Origin of the sequence: Chelativorans intermedius, assembly GCF_025398255.1 — a bacterium.
Classification (GTDB): domain Bacteria; phylum Pseudomonadota; class Alphaproteobacteria; order Rhizobiales; family Rhizobiaceae; genus Chelativorans; species Chelativorans intermedius.
In genome coordinates, this window is sequence record NZ_JAODNW010000040.1 from 1 (window position 1) to 16,552 (window position 16,552).

The 16,552-nt window shown below is 64.6% G+C and carries 15 protein-coding genes; 8 read left to right on the forward strand and 7 right to left on the reverse strand.

The genetic code is table 11. The annotated features are described in order from the left end of the window. Positions 1-220: 220 nt before the first annotated feature. The 6 genes from NYR58_RS19110 to dctP (NYR58_RS19135) form a co-directional block, all read right to left on the reverse strand. Positions 221-1,564, reverse strand: coding sequence for an MFS transporter (locus tag NYR58_RS19110; protein WP_261522744.1), 1,344 nt, complete (start codon positions 1,562-1,564; stop codon positions 221-223). Positions 1,565-1,591: 27 nt separating this feature from the next. Then, on the reverse strand, positions 1,592-2,218 hold the full coding sequence (locus tag NYR58_RS19115) for an SRPBCC family protein (protein ID WP_261522745.1): 627 nt from the start codon (positions 2,216-2,218) through the stop codon (positions 1,592-1,594). A 39-nt stretch (positions 2,219-2,257) separates the two neighbouring features. Next, a complete protein-coding gene (locus tag NYR58_RS19120) occupies positions 2,258-3,535 on the reverse strand; it encodes an ArgE/DapE family deacylase (RefSeq protein ID WP_261522746.1) in 1,278 nt (425 codons plus the stop codon). Positions 3,536-3,602: 67 nt separating this feature from the next. Next, positions 3,603-4,916: a TRAP transporter large permease gene (locus NYR58_RS19125; RefSeq protein WP_261522747.1), complete on the reverse strand. Its 1,314-nt coding sequence runs from the start codon at positions 4,914-4,916 to the stop codon at positions 3,603-3,605. 6 nt (positions 4,917-4,922) lie between these two features. After that, complete coding sequence (locus NYR58_RS19130) at positions 4,923-5,438, reverse strand: TRAP transporter small permease (RefSeq protein ID WP_261522748.1); 516 nt, start codon at positions 5,436-5,438, stop codon at positions 4,923-4,925. Positions 5,439-5,529: 91 nt separating this feature from the next. Next, complete coding sequence (gene dctP / locus NYR58_RS19135) at positions 5,530-6,534, reverse strand: TRAP transporter substrate-binding protein DctP (protein ID WP_261522749.1); 1,005 nt, start codon at positions 6,532-6,534, stop codon at positions 5,530-5,532. Between the two features lie 292 nt (positions 6,535-6,826). Between dctP (NYR58_RS19135) and NYR58_RS19140 the strand changes: the two genes are divergently transcribed. The 8 genes from NYR58_RS19140 to NYR58_RS19175 all read left to right on the forward strand — a co-directional run bounded on the left by NYR58_RS19140 (position 6,827) and on the right by NYR58_RS19175 (position 15,588). Beyond that, complete coding sequence (locus NYR58_RS19140) at positions 6,827-7,696, forward strand: FAD binding domain-containing protein (protein ID WP_261522750.1); 870 nt, start codon at positions 6,827-6,829, stop codon at positions 7,694-7,696. Next, entirely contained in the window at positions 7,693-8,187 is a 495-nt protein-coding gene (locus NYR58_RS19145; RefSeq protein WP_261522751.1) for a (2Fe-2S)-binding protein, read from the forward strand. Before NYR58_RS19140 ends, NYR58_RS19145 begins: the two co-directional genes overlap by 4 nt. Beyond that, entirely contained in the window at positions 8,184-10,538 is a 2,355-nt protein-coding gene (locus NYR58_RS19150; RefSeq protein WP_261522752.1) for a xanthine dehydrogenase family protein molybdopterin-binding subunit, read from the forward strand. Before NYR58_RS19145 ends, NYR58_RS19150 begins: the two co-directional genes overlap by 4 nt. Before the next feature lie 126 nt (positions 10,539-10,664). Next, positions 10,665-11,387: a GntR family transcriptional regulator gene (locus NYR58_RS19155; RefSeq protein ID WP_261522753.1), complete on the forward strand. Its 723-nt coding sequence runs from the start codon at positions 10,665-10,667 to the stop codon at positions 11,385-11,387. Between the two features lie 240 nt (positions 11,388-11,627). After that, positions 11,628-12,689 carry a TRAP transporter substrate-binding protein DctP gene (gene dctP / locus NYR58_RS19160; RefSeq protein ID WP_261522754.1) on the forward strand — a complete coding sequence of 354 codons (1,062 nt, stop codon included), beginning with the start codon at positions 11,628-11,630 and terminating at the stop codon, positions 12,687-12,689. Between the two features lie 21 nt (positions 12,690-12,710). Beyond that, positions 12,711-13,226 (forward strand): TRAP transporter small permease subunit, encoded by a 516-nt coding sequence (locus NYR58_RS19165; protein ID WP_261522755.1) that lies wholly within the window; start codon positions 12,711-12,713, stop codon positions 13,224-13,226. Positions 13,227-13,229: 3 nt separating this feature from the next. Further along, the gene (locus NYR58_RS19170) at positions 13,230-14,543 is read left to right on the forward strand and encodes a TRAP transporter large permease (RefSeq protein WP_261522756.1); all 1,314 of its coding nucleotides are present in this window, start codon (positions 13,230-13,232) and stop codon (positions 14,541-14,543) included. 100 nt (positions 14,544-14,643) lie between these two features. Next, positions 14,644-15,588, forward strand: a complete 945-nt coding sequence (locus NYR58_RS19175) for a dihydrodipicolinate synthase family protein (protein WP_261522757.1) — start codon at positions 14,644-14,646, stop codon at positions 15,586-15,588. Between the two features lie 6 nt (positions 15,589-15,594). On the opposite strand, the gene NYR58_RS19180 is transcribed toward NYR58_RS19175, so the two are convergent. Further along, a complete protein-coding gene (locus NYR58_RS19180; RefSeq protein WP_261522758.1) occupies positions 15,595-16,437 on the reverse strand; it encodes a substrate-binding domain-containing protein in 843 nt (280 codons plus the stop codon). Positions 16,438-16,552: the final 115 nt, after the last annotated feature.

Below are 16,552 nucleotides of genomic sequence, written 5' to 3' on the forward strand. Positions count from 1 at the left end.
TTCAGGGGCGGGTCGCTTCAACATGACCCAGTGAATCAAAAACCCCCGGCCAAAGCCAGGGGTTTGTCAGCGGTCTGGCCGCCCCTCGGGCGGCCTTTTTCTTCTCAGGTGTTTTTCAGTAGACGGGTTTATCGTTTCACTGAAACGCTGATCCGGTCTATTTGTTTGTTTTTGCCCCATTTGTGCGACGCAAGATGTTTCCATCTTGCTGCAAAATGCTCTAGCTCGGCCAGCGCCGATGGCGATCGTCGATGTTGAAGACATGCGCGTGGCGCCACCCGTGCGGCGTGCGCACGGCGTCGGCGATGTGCGGGTCCGCCGGATCGAGATCCGTGTGCTCGTGCTCCAGGACGAACTTGTCGCCGCGGACCGGCCATAGCAACAGTGCCGTCAGCACGCCCGTGACCGCGAGCAGGCCCAAGACAAGCGCCGTTTCGGCCATGCCGAGGCGCGCGCCCAGCCAGCCCGCGAGCGGATAGGTGACGAGCCAGCAGGCGTGTGACAGGGCGAAATGGGCGGCAAAGACCGGGGACAGATCCTCCCTTTGCGCGGAGCGCCGAAGCAATCGGCCGGACGGCGTCAGAACCACGGCGTAGCAGAAGCCGACCACCAGCCACAGGGCCAGAAAGCCCGGCCAGCCGGGTCGCGTGAAGCTGCCGAGACCAAGCGACAGGCCCAGGAACAACGTGCTGACCACCGCGGCACCGGCCAGCATGACCGTCCGGTCGTCGAGGCGGTCGAGCAGCCGCGGCAGGAGCAGCGCCGCCGTCATACTTCCCGCGCCGAAGGCGCCGAGCGCCATCGCCACCTGCGGCTCGCCCAGACCGAAGCCGGCGCGCACGATCACGACCGTGTTGACGATGACCATCGCCCCGATGGCCGCCGCGGCGAGGTTCAGCGACAACAGTCCGCGCAGGCGCGGCGTCGCCAGATAGATCCGCATGCCTCGGCTCAGCCGGTCGAGGAAGGGCTGCGCCTGTTGCGCGCGCTCTCTGCGCGGCAGTGCCGCCGAAACGACGAGCAGCGCGGACAGAAGGAAGCCGAACACCGTCCCGCCGAAAAGCCAGTGATAGCTGACGAACAGCAAGGCGAGGCCGGCAAGGACGGGGCTCACCAGGTTTTCCAGGTCGTAGGCCAGCCGCGAAAGCGACAGCGCGCGCGTATACTGCCGCTCGTCGGGCAGGATTTCGGGGATGAGCGCCTGGAATGTCGGCGTGAAGGTCGCCGACGCGCCCTGCAGCACGAAGATAAGGAGATAGATCTGCCATACCGAATCCACGAAGGGCAGACACAGAGCAGCCGCGGCACGGATCAGGTCCATCGCCACCAGCACGCGGCGCGGCGGCAGTCTCGAAACAATGGCATTGGCCAGCGGAGACAGCCCAACATAGGCGACCATCTTGATGAAGAACACGGTCCCCAAAACGACGCCGGCCTCCTCGCCCGCCGCATCGAAGGCAAGAAGGCCGAGGGCGACCGTCAGCAGGCCGGTTCCCAGAAGGGCGATGATCTGGGCACTGAACAGACGCTGGTAAGTCGGATTGCGCAGCACCTCGAAAAGCATGGGACTCGTCCCTCTAGCTATGCGCACCTACTTTGCACCAAAAAGCTTCCTGAACCACCCCTTGATCACTGCGCCGATCAGGCTCAACGCGTTGAGTTCGTTCGAGCGGGAGCCTCCGGCCTTCCCGGAGCGCGGCTCCCCTTTCGCCTCGCCACCGCCGGGTGCGGAAGACGCCGGTTGCGCATCGGAGGCGGCTTCGCCGTCCGACAGCTCCGCTTCGAGATTGGCCGCGAAATCTTCCGTCAGCTTGGCCGCTACGGCTTCTACGATGCCGCCGCGCGAAAACTGCGCCAGCGCACCGGAAAGCGTATAGTCGACGGCCACCACCACCTTGGTGGCGCCGCCGCCGTCCGCCTCCTCCAAGGCATAGCGAACATTGCCCTTGGCGCGCGAGCCCTGGCTCTTGTCGATCCCGGAGCCCTTGATGACACCCGTATAGCCAGCCTCGTCGCGCTCGATGTCGGCTTCGCCGGCGAAATTCGCCTTCACCGGTCCCAGCTTGACGGTCATGCGGCCCTTGGCGTGGTTCGGGGTCGGCGGCTCAGTCAAGCTGGCGCCGGGAAGGCAGCCGACCACCGTCTCGATATCCTGGAAGACGGCCCAGACCTTTTCTCTGGGCTGTGCAACAACGAATTCCTGCTTCAGCTCGGCCATTTGGGTCTTTCCTGTTGTCGGCGGGCGAAAGGCAGCGGCTTACTCCGCGCTTTCCACCCCACACCAGTCGTGAATCGCCAACGCCATCACCTTGATGGCTGTGATGAAGTCGTCGATCGACACGTACTCGTCATTGGCGTGCATGACGGATGTGGAACCCGGACCGAAAATGACGGTGGGCGTGTCGGCATACTTGTTGAGGAAACGCGTGTCGGCCGCACCCTGGCGCCCCGAGATCACCGGCTCCTTGCCCGTAAGCTCCTTGTAGATGCCGCTCAGCATCTCGACGATCGGATGATCGGTGGGGATTTCCGAGGCCTCGGCGTCGTAGCCGACGAAGCGGACCACCGGCGGGTGGTCCTTCATCCAGGGGTCTTCAGCGGCGACCTTGGCGATTTTGTCGACCAGGCTCTGCTTGACGCCCTCGTGGTCTTCGCCCGGCACCGTGCCAATCGAGCCCTTCAGCACGGCGCTGTCGGGAAAGGCGCTCGGATAGCTGCCCGCCTGAAAACTGCCGATCAGGCACGGCAGGGAGTCGATGGCGACGGGATAGAGCGGATGCGTCACCGTTGCGACGCGCTCGTCCTCGAGCTCCTGCACCGCCTTGACGATCTTGTTGCCGAGTTCGATACCGCTGATGCCCTCGTAGCGCTTCTGGACACCCGCCGGCTTGCCCTGGACCGTGATCTCGAACCAGATGCGCCCGATGCAGGCCGGCTGGATGTGCAGATCGCTGGTCTCGCCGGAAATGCCGGCGTCGGCGCGGTAGCCGCGGATGACGGTGTCCAGCGTCCCGTGTCCGCTGACCTCCTCGTCGATGACCACGTTGATGTAAACGTCGCCCTTCGTCCGCAGCCCGAGCTGCTTCAGGAACTCGACAGCCAGGATATGGCTGGCGACACCGCTCTTCATGTCGGCCGAACCGCGCCCGTAGATGCGCCCGTCGCGGATCTTCGCCGACCACGGATCGTCGGTCCAGCCCGATCCGTCACCGACCGGGATAACGTCGGTGTGGCCGTTGAGAAGCAAGGAACGACCGCCACCGGTGCCCTTGTAGGTGGCGACGATGTTGGGCCGGTTTTCGTATCCACGCGCGACCGGACGGTACCCGGGGTGCTTCTTCAACTCCTCCCAATCCGTCTCCCACATGTCCACGTCGAGCCCGATCTTGCGCATGTGCTCGGCAACGAACTTCTGGATCGCGGCCTCGTCTCCGGTAACGCTCGGAATGGCGATCATCCGGCGGAGGAACTCGATCGCATAGTCGCGGTTCTCCTCGACTTTGTCGATGATGGCCTGGCGATGATCAGTGCTCATTGATTGCTCCTTTGACGCATGTTTGTCCAGTGGGACCCCACTGCCACGGGACGCGAAGGCCGCGTCCTCAGTTCATCATGTTCGGCAGCCCCAGCACGATCTGCGGAAAGGCGATCATCAGGGCCATAAGAAGGATGTTGATGAGGATGAAGGGAACGGCCGCCTTGTAGATGTCGCCGATGGTCACGTCCGGCGGGGCAATGCCTTTCATGACGAAAAGGGACAGCCCGAAGGGCGGCGTGATCGTCGCCATCTCCAGGTTGAGCATCATGATCGTGCCGAACCAGATCGGATCCCAGCCGAGTGCGTTGATGATCGGCAGGAAGATCGGGACGGTGACGAGCACGATCGACGTCTGCTCCAGGAACATGCCGAGGAACATGACGACCAGCTGCATCAGGATGAGCAGGATGATCGGATGGACCGGCAGATCCGTCGCGAAATTGGTGATGGCCGTCGTCACCCCTGCGAAGCTCAGAAGCTGGCTGAAGCCGGCCGATCCGGTGAGGATGATCAGCACCATGATGGACAAGGATGTCGCCGAGGCGATCGAGGTGCGCATCATCTTCCAGTTGAGGTAGCCATAGAGCCCCGCCAGGATACAGGTGACGAAGGCGCCCAGCGCCGCCGCCTCTGTCGGCGTCGCCACGCCGTAGAAGATGGCCAGGATCACGAAGACGATGATCGAGACCGGCGGGATCAGGTGGATGAAGGTCTCCTTCAGGCGCTGAGACATCGGCACCTGCGGCACCTGGTAGGCAGGCGCCAGTTTCGGATTGAGCACGCAGCGAAGCACGATGTAGGTCGCGTACATGACCGCCAGCAGGAGCCCCGGCACGACGATCGCCACGAGGATCTTGGCCACCGAGAAGCCGCCCAGGCTGGCCAAAACGATGGCGAGCGTGCTCGGCGGGATCAGAATGGCGAGACTGCCGCTTGCCAGGATGGGTCCGAGCGTCATCGATTTCGCGTAGGCCCTCTCCCGCATCTCGGGCAGCAGCGCCGAGCCGAGAATCGCCACGCTCCCCATCGCCACGCCCGTCAGCGCGCCGAGCACGGCGCCGGTGGTGATGGCGAGGACCGCCAGGCGGCCGGCGACGAAGCCGATCCAGTGATCGAGAACGTCGATCATCTTCCGAGCGATGCCCGAGTGGAACATGATCGCGCCCATGAGCACGAACATCGGGATCGGCACCAAGACGAAGGTCGAGATCGAACTCTCGATGCTCATGACGATCTGGTTGAAACCGGACGTGCCGCCCCAGAGGAAATAAACTCCCACCATATTGACCAGCAGAAAGGCGAAGGCGACCGGCAGCCCGATGATCAGGAGGATGCCGAGGCCCGAAAAGAAGGCCAGAAGAAATTGCCACCACTCCATACAGACTCAGGCCTCCAGCTTCGGTTCTTGTTCATCGTCGAAGGCGCCGCGATGGGCGGCCAGCGCACGGCGCACGAATTCGATCCCGAGCAGAAGGGCGCCGACCGGGATCGGAAAGAGGCCGATCGCCCGCGGGATTTCCAGCTCCTGCACCACCATGATGCCGCGTGCCAGCGAGGTCTGAACGGCAACGAAACCGTAGTAGCTGACAACGAAGCATATGATGGCACCGACCACCGAGTTGAGAACGATGAGATTGCGCCTCACTGCCGTGCGTGCCCCGCTCAGCACCAGATCGACGGTGACATGCGCGTTGTGGCGCAGGACCCAGACGCCGCCGAGAAAGGTCATGTAGACCATGGCAGTTCCGCTGAGTTGATCGATCCCGATGATCCCTCGTCCCGCCACACCACGCAGGCCGACCTTGAAGACGGTGGCCAGCATGATGGCCACCAGAAGGAGCCCGGCAAGCACGGCAAAGAAATTAACGATCCAGGTGAAAAACTTTTCCAAAAGCTGCATGGCGCAACCCCTGACGCCGCCCTGATCTTGTGTTTATGGGACCGCGACCGCGCCTATGATGCCGCGCGGTCGCGATGCTGCCGATCCGACGTCACTCGCGCCCGAGCAGACGCGAAACTTCGGAGATCTGATCCTCGCTCAGGACCTCCTGGTAATACTCCCACAGCGCGTCGTTGGCGATCTCGGTCCACTTCTCCGATTCCTCCTCGGAGATGGGCAGGATCTCCATTCCGGCCGCCTTCATCTTCTCGATCTGCTCCTGCTCGTTCTTCAGGAACCAATCCTGCGCGAAGGTCTGCGCCTCAACCACGGCCTCGGTCAGGATGTCCTGCACTTCCGGAGAGAGGCTCTCCCACTTGTCGAGGTTCATGGCGAGCCCCGCACCGCTGCGATACATGGGCTGGTCGACCAGGTACTCGGTCACCTCTTCCCAGCCGTTGTTGGTGTAGCCGTCGGCCACGGGCCATGTGAACCCGTCAACCGTGCCGCGGTCGATTGCAAGGAAGATGTCGCTCGGCGGCAGCGTGATCGGCTCGGCCCCGACGGCCTCCACGAAGTGGCGCAGCAGCGGCGCGACGCGGATCTTCTTGCCCTGAAGGTCCTCCACCGACTCGACCTGGAAATTGGTGCTCAGCTTGTGCGTGCCGACGCCAACGTCGCCGGCCGCATGGGCAAGGTAGCGCACGCCCTTCCCGGCGAACATGTCGACCAGGTATTCATAGATCTCCGAGCCAGGACCACCATCGGGGACCTTGAGATCGGAAAGTTCGGTGAAGTCGCCGCCGGGCACGACGCCAGCCCAGTAGTTCGGCGCTCCGTACCATACGTCGAAAACGCCGTTCACCAGCGCCTCGGGCTGGTCAAAGGTCGGCACCACGTCGGACGCGCCGAGATACCTGATCTCCACCTTGCCTTCGCCCAGCCGGTTGACCGCTTCCATGAACTTGTTGCCGATCTCCGCCGTGGGTGAAGGTCCGATCGGAAACGCGCCGACCATCCTGAGCGTGACCTTCTCCTGCGCAACGGCAATGGTGGCGGCGCTCGAAAGCGCGGCCACCGCAAGCGCACCGAGAGCCGCTTTGATCGCTTTGTTCATTCCGTTCTCCCTTGCATTGTTCCAATGTTCTGGCGGCCGCTGGCCGCTTCCGCCGTCAGTTCCCCTCAGGCACCCTGAGCGAGGCTGATATAGCCAAACCTAATACGTTGGTCGTGTTTTTGTCTACAATCTTTTTTTCATTGCATACAAGACGCCCGATGAGTAGTTTCCTCGCAGGCTGGGAAATCCGTGCCCGCGCGTATGCCGGCGCATCAGTTTCGATTACGGCTGAAACCAGCGGAAAACCTTTTCCTCGAGCCCGCACCGGGGCTTGCAACCAAGGGACCTGCAGATGAGACCTTCGGAATTCGAGTATCACAAGGCGGACAGCCTGGAGCAGGCGCTGGCGCTGCTTCAGGAGTTTGGCGACGAGGGGCGGCCGATCGCCGGCGGCCAGAGCCTCGTGCCGATGATGAACCTGCGGCTGGCGCGCCCCGCTCACCTGGTGGATATCAACGGCCTGGGGCTGGACACGATCGAAAAAAAAGACGGCGTCATCCGCATCGGCGCCCTCGTCCGCCACGAGCGCTATCTTGCCGAGCCGCTCATCATCGACAATTTTCCCGCCTTCATCGACGGCGTGCGCGCCATCGGGCATCCCACCATCCGCCGCAATGGCACGATCGGCGGAAGCCTGGCCCACGCGGACCCGACGGCCGAACTGCCGCTTCTGTGCATGCTTCACGATGGGGAAATCATCGCCGCGTCCGCCGGGGGTGAGCGGCGCCTCCCCGCCACGCGGTTTTTCGAAGGCGCCTACATGACGGTGCTGGAGGCGGGCGAGATGATTGTCGCCGTTGAACTGCCCGTGCCGCCTGCGTCCTCCTCGGGCGCCTTTGTCGAGATGGCGGAGCGGCGTGGTGATTTCGCGATTGCCGCTTGCGGCGTGACATTGGAACACGCCAGAGGCCGCGTCACCCGCGCAGCGGTCGCCTGTTCGGGTGCCGGCCAGACGGCCATGCGCGCTCCACAGCTGGAGGAAGCACTGGAAGGCCTGGAGTTGGCGCACCCGGATGCCGCGGCTGCCATCGCCGCCTTCACCGAAACCCTCAATCCCCCGGACGACCATTCCGCCAGCGCGGACTACCGCCGCGCGCTGGTCGGGCAGTTGACGGAGCAGGCCCTGGCCACCGCCTGTTCCCGCGCAATGGAGGCATCATGATCGAGATCACCCTCGAAGTGAACGGCGAGACGCGCCGGCTCAGCGTCGAGTCGCGCCGCCTGCTCGCCGACGTTCTACGCCAGGAGTTCAACCTGTCGGGCGTGCATATCGGCTGCGCCCACGGTGCCTGCGGCTGCTGCACGGTTCATCTCGACGGCAAGCCGCGCCTGTCCTGCCTCACCTTCGCCGCCCAGTGCGACGGAAAGTCGGTCCGCACGGTGGAAAGCGTCGGCGGCGTCGGCGCCGACCACCCGCTGCAGAAAGCCTTCCGCAGCGAGCACGGCCTGCAGTGCGGCTACTGCACGCCGGGCTTCATCATGACGCTCATTCCGTTCGTCGAGGAAATGACGGCCGAGCGGCGCATGCCCGACGAGGAGGAGATTCGCGAAGCCATGAGCGGCAATATCTGCCGCTGCACCGGCTACCAGGGCATCGTCGAGGCGGTGCGCAAGGTCATCGGTGAAAATCTCGAGGAGGGCGCCCAGGCATGACCCAGCAGATGGACCGGCCGAAGCATATCGGCGCCCGCATTCAGCGTTTCGAGGACACGCGCCTGCTTGCCGGCACGGCACGCTATATCGACGATATCCGGCTGCCGAACATGCTGCATCTGCGCTTCGTCCGCGCGCAGATGGCGCATGCGAAAGTCCTTGAGATCGACACCGAGGCGCTCGAGGATATCGGTTTCCCGACGCAGGTCTTCACCGGCGCCGATATCGGCGATCTGTCGATCAAGGCGCACCAGGACTATCCGGAGATGCAGTATTCGGAGCAGCCTCTGCTTGCCAGGGAGCGCGTCCGCTTTGTCGGCGAGGCCGTCGCCGCAGTGCTGGCCGACGACGCCTATCAAGCCGAAGACGCCGCCGAAATGGTCTTTGTCGATTACGAGCCGCTGCAGGTCGTCACGACCATGGATCAGGCGCGCGATCCGGAGGTCCCCGGCCTCTTCGACGGCTGGCGCACCAACATCTTCGTGGAACGGCAGATGAAGGGCGGCGACATCGCCCAGGCAAAGGCCGAGGCCGCCCACGTGATCAAGCGCACCTATACCACCCAGCGCCAGGCCGGCGTGCCCATGGAGGGGCGCGGCGTCGCCGCCGAATACGACCCCGCCAGCCGAATGCTGACGGTATGGTCGTCGACGCAGATACCGCATCTCGTACGCACCTATATCGCCGAGGAGCTTGGGCTGCCGGAATCGCGTCTGCGCGTCGTCGCGCCTGACGTCGGCGGCGGGTTCGGCGTCAAGGGACAGGTATTCCCGGAAGAAGTGCTCGTCCCCTGGCTGGCGATGAAGACGGGGCGCCCGGTGAAATGGGTGGAGGACCGCCGCGAACATCTCACCTCCAGCATCCACGCGCGCGACCACAGTCACACGCTCGAGGCATATGTGTCCGAGGATGGCCGGCTTCTCGGGCTGAAGGCGGACATCAGCGTGGATGTCGGGGCTTACTCCACCTTCCCGTTCACCGCTGCGGGCGACCCCGGCATGGCGGCCAAGGTGATGCCCGGCCCGTACGACTTCCAGCACTATGAAGCCACCTTCCGCGCCCTGGCGACGAACAAGTGTCCGATCGGCACATATCGCGGCGTCGGGCGGCCATCGGCCGTCTTCGCGCAGGAGCGGCTGATGGACGACATCGCCAACGAGCTCGGCCTCGATCCGATCGAGTTCCGCCTCAAGAACGTCGTCCGGGACTTCCCCTATACCAACGCCCTCGGCTTCACCTACGACCCCGGCTCCTATGCCGAGACGCTGGAGAAGATGCGCGACCTTCTGGCCGAGGACCGGGCAGCGGCCGAAGCCTCGAGCAATGACCCGGACAAGCGCATCGGCGTCGGGCTCGCCTGCTTCGTCGAGCAGACGGCGCACGGCACGCCCGACTTCACCCGCCGCCGGGTGCCGATCGAAACCGGCTACATCGCCGCCCGGGTGGAGATGACGCCCGACGGGCAGGCCCTCGTCGACATCGGCCTGCAGAACCACGGCCAGGGTCACGAGACCGTCATGGCCCAGGTCGCCGCCGATGCGCTGGGGATCGATCCGAAGGACGTGCACGTGCGCCATGGCGACACGTTGACGACCCCCTATTCCGTCGGCACCTGGGGCAGCCGCGGCGGTGCGCTGGGCGGCGGCGCCGTGCATGTCGCCGCGGGCCGGATCGCCGACAAGCTCAAGGCCATCGCCGGCCACCTCCTGCAATCGGACCCGCAGAAGATCGTGCTGCAGAACGGCATAGCCCATCCCGAGGGCCAGCCCGACAGGCATGTCGCCGTGGCCAAGCTGGCGCGCACCGCGCTGCGCAATGTCGACCAGCTGCCGGCGGGCATGGAGCCGGGTCTGGAGGCGCAATATTCTCTGGACGGTCCCAACGACGGCACCTACTCAAACGCCGTGCATGCGGCGGTGGTCGAGATCGACACCAAGACCGGCAAGATGCAGCTCAAGCGCTTCGTCGTGGTCGAGGACTGCGGGACGATCCTGAACCCGCTCATCGTCGACGGCCAGGTGCGCGGCGGCGTCGTGCAGGGCATCGGATCGGCCATGCTCGAGCACTTCATCTATGACGAGGACGGTCAGCCGCTCACCGTCACCTTCGCCGACTATCTGATGCCGCTGGCCACCGAGATCCCGGAGATCGAGCTGCACCACATCGAAACGCCGACACCGCTCACGCCCCTCGGCGCAAAGGGCCTCGGCGAAGGCGGGGCAATCGGCCCGGCGGCGGCGATCGCCAACGCAGTCGCCGACGCGCTGGGTATCGAGGTGACGAAGACGCCGCTCAACGCCAACGCCCTGTGGCATCTGGCGCGACAGGCCGAAAAGAACCGGGCCGAGTGACACGAAAGGGCGTCGCCCTGCCCCGCTTTCCCTTCCGGGCCGCCGCGAGGCGGCCCTTTCATTTCCCTATGCCCGCTGATAGGAACACCTTGTCGACAAGATGTTCCTATTGGCAGGGCGAAACGCATGAATGATCAAGCCTCCACCGGCGCGGAGACGAACGGCGCCAAGCGCAAGCGCGGGCTCGGCGTAGCGACCGCCTATGCCACGCTCAAGCGCGAGATCCTGGAGCTAAGGATCCCGCCCGGCAGTCTCATCGACGAGATCAAGCTGACCGAGCGTTTCGGCATGTCGCGGACGCCCATCCGCGAGGCCCTCGTCAAGCTGGCGAGCGATGGACTGGTCGTCACCCTCCCCAACCGCTCGACGGTCGTCGCGCCCATCGACTTCCTGGAGATGCCGCAATTCTTCGACGCGCTCTCCCTGATGTACCGGGTGACCACGCGGCTGGCCGCCGTCAACCGGACAGAGGACGAAATCGCCTCGATTCGCTCGCTGCAGGAAGGCTACGCCGAGGCGGTGGCGGCCAAGGACGTCTCCGGCATGATCGAGGTGAACCGCAACTTTCACGCCGAGATCGCACGGGCGGGCAAGAACCGCTATTACACGGAACTCTTCGAGCGGCTGCTCGACGAGGGGCGCCGTCTCCTGCGCTTCTACTACTCCTCCTTCAACGACGAACTGCCGAGCGTCTATCTCGACGAGCACGAGGAGATGGTCGCCGCCATCGAAGCCCGGGACGTTGCCCGCGCGGACCGCGTGGCCCGGGCGCATGCGGATCAGATCGTCCGCCAGATTCAGGCCTATATCGCCGCCGACCGCCGCGTGAACGCCGAATTAACGCTCTGATCGTTCGGCCCCCGCCGCATTCTCCCTGCGAAACTGGCGGCGCCGAGTGCTCGCCGAACACGATGCCGAAATCTTGTATATTTATTGTCGACACGAAAGGTCTTCTGCATTAGCCTTTATCCGTGGCTGGAGGGCCGGCGCGCCCGGCCAGCGAAACCTCCGGTTCCGCGCGACGGGCGACCGGAACCGCCTGGCGTCATGCCCTGGCGCCGTGGAACAGACAAACAACAGGGGATTGCAATGTTCGAACGCATAAGAAAATGGGGGCTGGTCGTGCCGCTCCTGACGGTCGGCACGACCGCAATGGCCCAGGAGGTCACCTGGCAGGTGCCGACCTCGGTGCCCGAGGGCTCGCCTTTCTACGTCAACTTTCTCGAGCGCTTCGCCGAGAACGTCGACGTTCTGACCGATGGCCGTGTCGAGATCGAACCCTTCGGCGCCGGTGTTCTCGTGCCTGCCCTGCAGGTCTATGACGGCGTGCGCGACGGCATCGTCCAGGCCGGCCACTCCACCCCGAGCTACCGGGTCAACCAGGATCCGATCAACGCGATTTTCGCCGGCTTTCCCGGCGGCATGGGACCCGAGGCCTACATCACCTGGATCTACGAGGGCGGCGGCAAGGAAGCGCTCTACGAGCTGCGCGCCGAGGAAGGCTTCAAGAGCCTCATCGTCGGCATCGGCTCTTCCGAAATCATGGCCCATGCCAACGTTCCGATCCGCACCGCCGAGGACCTCAAGGGCGTCAAGTACCGCACGTCCGGCCCCTGGGCAGAGGTGATGGGCGAATATTTCGGCGCCGTGCCGACGGTCGTGCCCCCGGGCGAGATCTATACGCTTCTGCGGCGCAAGGGCGTCGACCTTGTCGAGTGGGGCCCGCCCTCGGGCAACCTGCCGGAAGGCTTCCACGAGGCGGCGAAGTACATCATCGTGCCGGGCGTCCATCAGCCGACCTTCCTGTGGGAGGTGGTGCTCAAGCAGGAGACCTGGGACGCGCTCGACGACGAACTGAAGCCGCTGATCGAAAAGGCCGCGGACCTGACGACGATGCAGGCGCTCCTGCACTTCTACAGCGAAGACATCAAGGCGATGGAGACCTATCGCGAGGGACCCAACGAGATCATCACCCTCGATCCCGAATTCGTGACCGAGCTGTCCGAAGCCGGCGTCGACTGGATCACCAAGAAGGCCGCGGCCCAGAAGGAGGAAGGCAAACCCGAGATGGCGGAACTGCTTTCCGACTACATGGCCTTCAAGGACTGCTGGTCAGCCGAAAGCAGCTACCTGATCCGCAACGAAGATTGAGAGACGATCGAGGCGGCCGGAATGAGTTCCTTGTTCAAGGCAGTGGACGCGATGTCCGGAGTGCTCTCCCGCGTTGCGGAACTGATAACCCTCGTGCTGGTCGTCTCCATGATCTACGAGGTCGCGGCGCGCTATATCTTCAGCGCGCCCACCATCTGGGCGTTCGACATCTCCTATATGTGCACCGGAACGCTCTTCGTCCTCGGCGCGGCCTACGCGCTGCGCCAGGACGCCCATGTGCGCATCGATTTCCTTGCGCAGAAGATGCCGGCGGGCGTCCGCCGCGCCATCGAGGGCGTCGTTTTCTTTATACTGCTGACCCCCATCTTCGCCGCCCTGTCCTGGTTTGCGATCGGCCGCGCCTGGCGCGCCTATGTGACCGGCGAGGTCGAGATGGTCAGCCCCTGGGCGCCGCTCATGTGGCCCTTCTACGGCGTGCTGGCGCTGGGGCTGCTGGCGCTTACCCTGCAGATCGCCGTGCAGGGCCTGCGCGCCTTCCGGGGTGAGACAAACACTGATTTCGATCTGGAAGCCTGAGCCATGCTTATCGCCGCGCTCATGTTTCCGCTGCTGTTCCTGCTCGTGCTTTCGGGCATTCCGATCGCTTTTTCGCTCGCCGTGGTCTCGGCCGGCGCGGGGCTGATCGCCTTCGGACCGAACGCATTCGGACAGCTCTACGGCTCATTCTACTCCGCCGCCACGAACTTCATCCTCGCGGCGATCCCGATGTTCGTCCTGATGGGAGCGATCCTCGAACGCTCCGGCATTGCCGAGCGGCTCTTCCGCGTCATGCAGCTGTGGATGTCGCGCCTGCCCGGCGGGCTTGCCGTCGCCACCATCGCCATGGGCGCGGTCTTCGCCGCCGCCGCCGGGGTCGTGGGCGCCGTCGAGGTGATGATCGGCATGATGGCGATTCCCGCCATGAAGCGCTATCGCTACGACAACAGCCTGATCGCCGGCACGATCTGCGCCGGCGGCTCGCTCGGCACCATGATCCCGCCCTCCGTCATCGCGGTCATGTACGCCTCGCTGGCGCAGATGTCGGTCGGCGAGCTCCTGGCCGGCATGATGCTGCCGGGACTTTTGATGGTAGGATTTTTCATCCTTTTCCTGCTGGTTCACGGCCTCGTTCGCCCGCCGGAGAAGATCGAGGCGGAAGACGAATTCGCCGACGTCACCCTGGCGGAAAAGCTGCGCCTGACCGCGACCTCGCTGCTGCCCATCTTCGCCCTGATCTTCGCCGTGCTCGGCTCGCTGCTTGCCGGCATCGCCTCGCCGACGGAGGCCGCCTCCGTGGGTGCGGTGGGCGCGCTGCTCCTATGCATCGCCTATGGCCGGTTCAGCCTCGGCATGCTGCGCGAGTCCCTGAAGATCACCGTGCGCATCTCGGCCATGATCCTGCTGATCGTGGCGGCCGGCACCATGTTCATGGGCACCTTCGCGGCCAATGGCGGATCGCGCCTCATCCGCGCCATGGTCGAAACCGCCGGACTCGGCGACGCAGGCATGATCGCGCTGTTCCTGCTCATCGTCCTGCTTCTCGGTTTCGTCCTCGACTGGACCGCGAACGTGCTGATCTGCGTGCCGCTCTTCACGCCCTTCATCCGCGCCGCCGGCATCGACCCGGTGTGGTTCGGCACGATGGTGATCGTCGTCATTCAGACGAGCTATCTCACGCCGCCCATGGCGTCGTCGATCTTCTACCTGAAGTCCATCGCGCCGCCCGACATGACATACGGCCAGATGTGCCGGGGCGTGACGCCGTTCATTCTGCTGCAACTGGCGACCCTGGTCGCAATCGCGCTCTTTCCCGAGCTGACGACCTGGCTGCCCTCCAAGATCGTGGGGTTCTGACCGACCCGCAGGAAACTCTCCCATAACGGGCACACCCGGCGCGATGCCGCTGTCGCATCCCGCCAAAACCCGATGCCCGGCATACCCGAAGGATAGAAAGATGGCTGACAACATTTTCACCGGCACCATTCCCGCCCTGATGACGCCCTGCACGGCCGAGCGCACGCCCGACTACGCCGCGCTCGTGAAGAAGGGCAAGGAACTGATCGATGCAGGCATGTCCGCGGTCGTCTATTGCGGCTCGATGGGCGACTGGCCGCTTTTGACGGACGCCGAGCGCATGGAGGGCGTGGCGCGGCTCGTCGCGGCGGGCGTGCCCACCATCGTCGGCACCGGCGCGGTGAACACCCGGCAGGCGGTGGCCCATGCCGCGCACGCCGCCCAGGTCGGCGCGCACGGGCTGATGGTGATTCCCCGCGTTCTTTCGCGCGGCACCTCGCCCATCGCCCAGCGTGCCCATTTCAAGGCGATCCTGTCGGCCGCTCCCGACCTGCCCGCCGTGATCTACAACAGCCCCTATTACGGCTTTGCCACGCGGGCCGATCTGTTCTTCGCCCTGCGCGCCGAGCATCCCAACCTGATCGGCTTCAAGGAATTCGGTGGTGCCGCGGACCTGCGCTATGCCGCCGAGCACATCACCTCGCAGGACGACGGCGTGACGCTGATGGTCGGCGTCGACACCAATGTCTTTCACGGCTTCGTCAATTGCGGCGCCAGGGGCGCGATCACCGGCATCGGCAATGCGCTGCCGCGCGAGGTGCTGCACCTCGTCTCCCTGTGCGACAAAGCGGCCAGGGGCGACGCCCGCGCCCGCGTCCAGGCGAAGGAACTCGACGATGCGATGGCGGTGCTGTCCTCCTTCGACGAGGGGCCCGATCTGGTGCTCTACTACAAGCATCTGATGGTGCTGAACGGCGACGGCGAATATGCGTTGCATTTCAACGAGACCGACGCGCTGACCAACGCCCAGCGCAACTATATCGAAGCGCAGTATGCGCTCTTCCGCGACTGGTATGCCGACTGGAGCGCCCGTTCGGACGGCTGAGGCTGTCTACGGGGCACGTGCCGGGGCCCAGCGCCCCGGCAGCGTGGTGCCGCGTTCCACAAGGCTGACCGGAATTTTCCGCACGAGGGGACGCGGATCTCCGGCGGTCTCGCGGATGAGCGCTTCGATGACAGCACGGTTGAGTTCGGCCACGGGCTGCCGAACGGTCGTCATGGCGTGTGACGACCATGCCGCCTGCGGCACGTCGTCGAAGGCGATCAGCGACATCTCCTCTGGAATGCGACGCAAGAGCGCATGGCGCGCAGTGTTCAGGAAGCCCAGCCCCAGTTCGTCCGTGACGCAGAATACGCCGTCGATGCCGCCCTGGCCCAGGAGCGCGCGGGCGGCCTCTTCGCCTGCGGTGTAACTGTTGCCGCCGTGCGCCCATGTGACGACTTCCACCCCCGCCTCGGCCATGCGGGCGCGGAATGCCTCGGCGCGCTGCAGCTTCGACAGCGTCTTGCTGGCGCTCTGCACCACCGCCACCCGCCGGCGCCCGTCGGCGATCAGCCGCTCGGCGGCAAGCCGACCGCCCTGCTCGGCATCAAAGGCGATGATGTCGGCCAGGGCGCTGTCGACGGCGCGGTTGATGAGGATGACGCGCACCCCGTTGTCCAGGCATTCGCGCACCAGTGAATGATGCGGCGCGCCGGACAGAACCACCACCGCACGAACGCGGTATTCCAGAAGCAGCTGGAGCGAGCGCGTCAGGTCCTTCCTGTCGCTGCTGGCGTTCATCAGCAGACATTGCAGGTCCTCTTCCACCAGCGCCGCTGTCAGATCGGCGAGTTGGACCGCGAGATAGGGGTTGGCGAGGTTCGAACCCTTGGTTCGAACCTGTTTGTCCAATGCTTTTCAAGACGTCATAGATTTGGTGATTCAGAGGAGAGTAATGAGCGAAAGTTGGTGATGCCCTGAGGGGCGGCATATCATGGCGGTGTTCACGCGCCGTCAATTCTCAGCC

What these genes read in the sequence shown, in the direction of transcription:
- NYR58_RS19145 (WP_261522751.1), top strand. Translation starts at nt 7,693, where the DNA reads ATGATCGAGATCACCCTCGAAGTGAACGGCGAGACGCGCCGGCTCAGC.
- NYR58_RS19170 (WP_261522756.1), top strand. Translation starts at nt 13,230, where the DNA reads ATGCTTATCGCCGCGCTCATGTTTCCGCTGCTGTTCCTGCTCGTGCTT.
- dctP (WP_261522754.1), top strand. Translation starts at nt 11,628, where the DNA reads ATGTTCGAACGCATAAGAAAATGGGGGCTGGTCGTGCCGCTCCTGACG.
- NYR58_RS19175 (WP_261522757.1), top strand. Translation starts at nt 14,644, where the DNA reads ATGGCTGACAACATTTTCACCGGCACCATTCCCGCCCTGATGACGCCC.
- NYR58_RS19130 (WP_261522748.1), bottom strand. Translation starts at nt 5,438, where the DNA reads ATGCAGCTTTTGGAAAAGTTTTTCACCTGGATCGTTAATTTCTTTGCC.
- NYR58_RS19165 (WP_261522755.1), top strand. Translation starts at nt 12,711, where the DNA reads ATGAGTTCCTTGTTCAAGGCAGTGGACGCGATGTCCGGAGTGCTCTCC.
- NYR58_RS19125 (WP_261522747.1), bottom strand. Translation starts at nt 4,916, where the DNA reads ATGGAGTGGTGGCAATTTCTTCTGGCCTTCTTTTCGGGCCTCGGCATC.
- NYR58_RS19140 (WP_261522750.1), top strand. Translation starts at nt 6,827, where the DNA reads ATGAGACCTTCGGAATTCGAGTATCACAAGGCGGACAGCCTGGAGCAG.
- NYR58_RS19115 (WP_261522745.1), bottom strand. Translation starts at nt 2,218, where the DNA reads ATGGCCGAGCTGAAGCAGGAATTCGTTGTTGCACAGCCCAGAGAAAAG.
- NYR58_RS19110 (WP_261522744.1), bottom strand. Translation starts at nt 1,564, where the DNA reads ATGCTTTTCGAGGTGCTGCGCAATCCGACTTACCAGCGTCTGTTCAGT.
- dctP (WP_261522749.1), bottom strand. Translation starts at nt 6,534, where the DNA reads ATGAACAAAGCGATCAAAGCGGCTCTCGGTGCGCTTGCGGTGGCCGCG.
- NYR58_RS19150 (WP_261522752.1), top strand. Translation starts at nt 8,184, where the DNA reads ATGACCCAGCAGATGGACCGGCCGAAGCATATCGGCGCCCGCATTCAG.
- NYR58_RS19155 (WP_261522753.1), top strand. Translation starts at nt 10,665, where the DNA reads ATGAATGATCAAGCCTCCACCGGCGCGGAGACGAACGGCGCCAAGCGC.
- NYR58_RS19120 (WP_261522746.1), bottom strand. Translation starts at nt 3,535, where the DNA reads ATGAGCACTGATCATCGCCAGGCCATCATCGACAAAGTCGAGGAGAAC.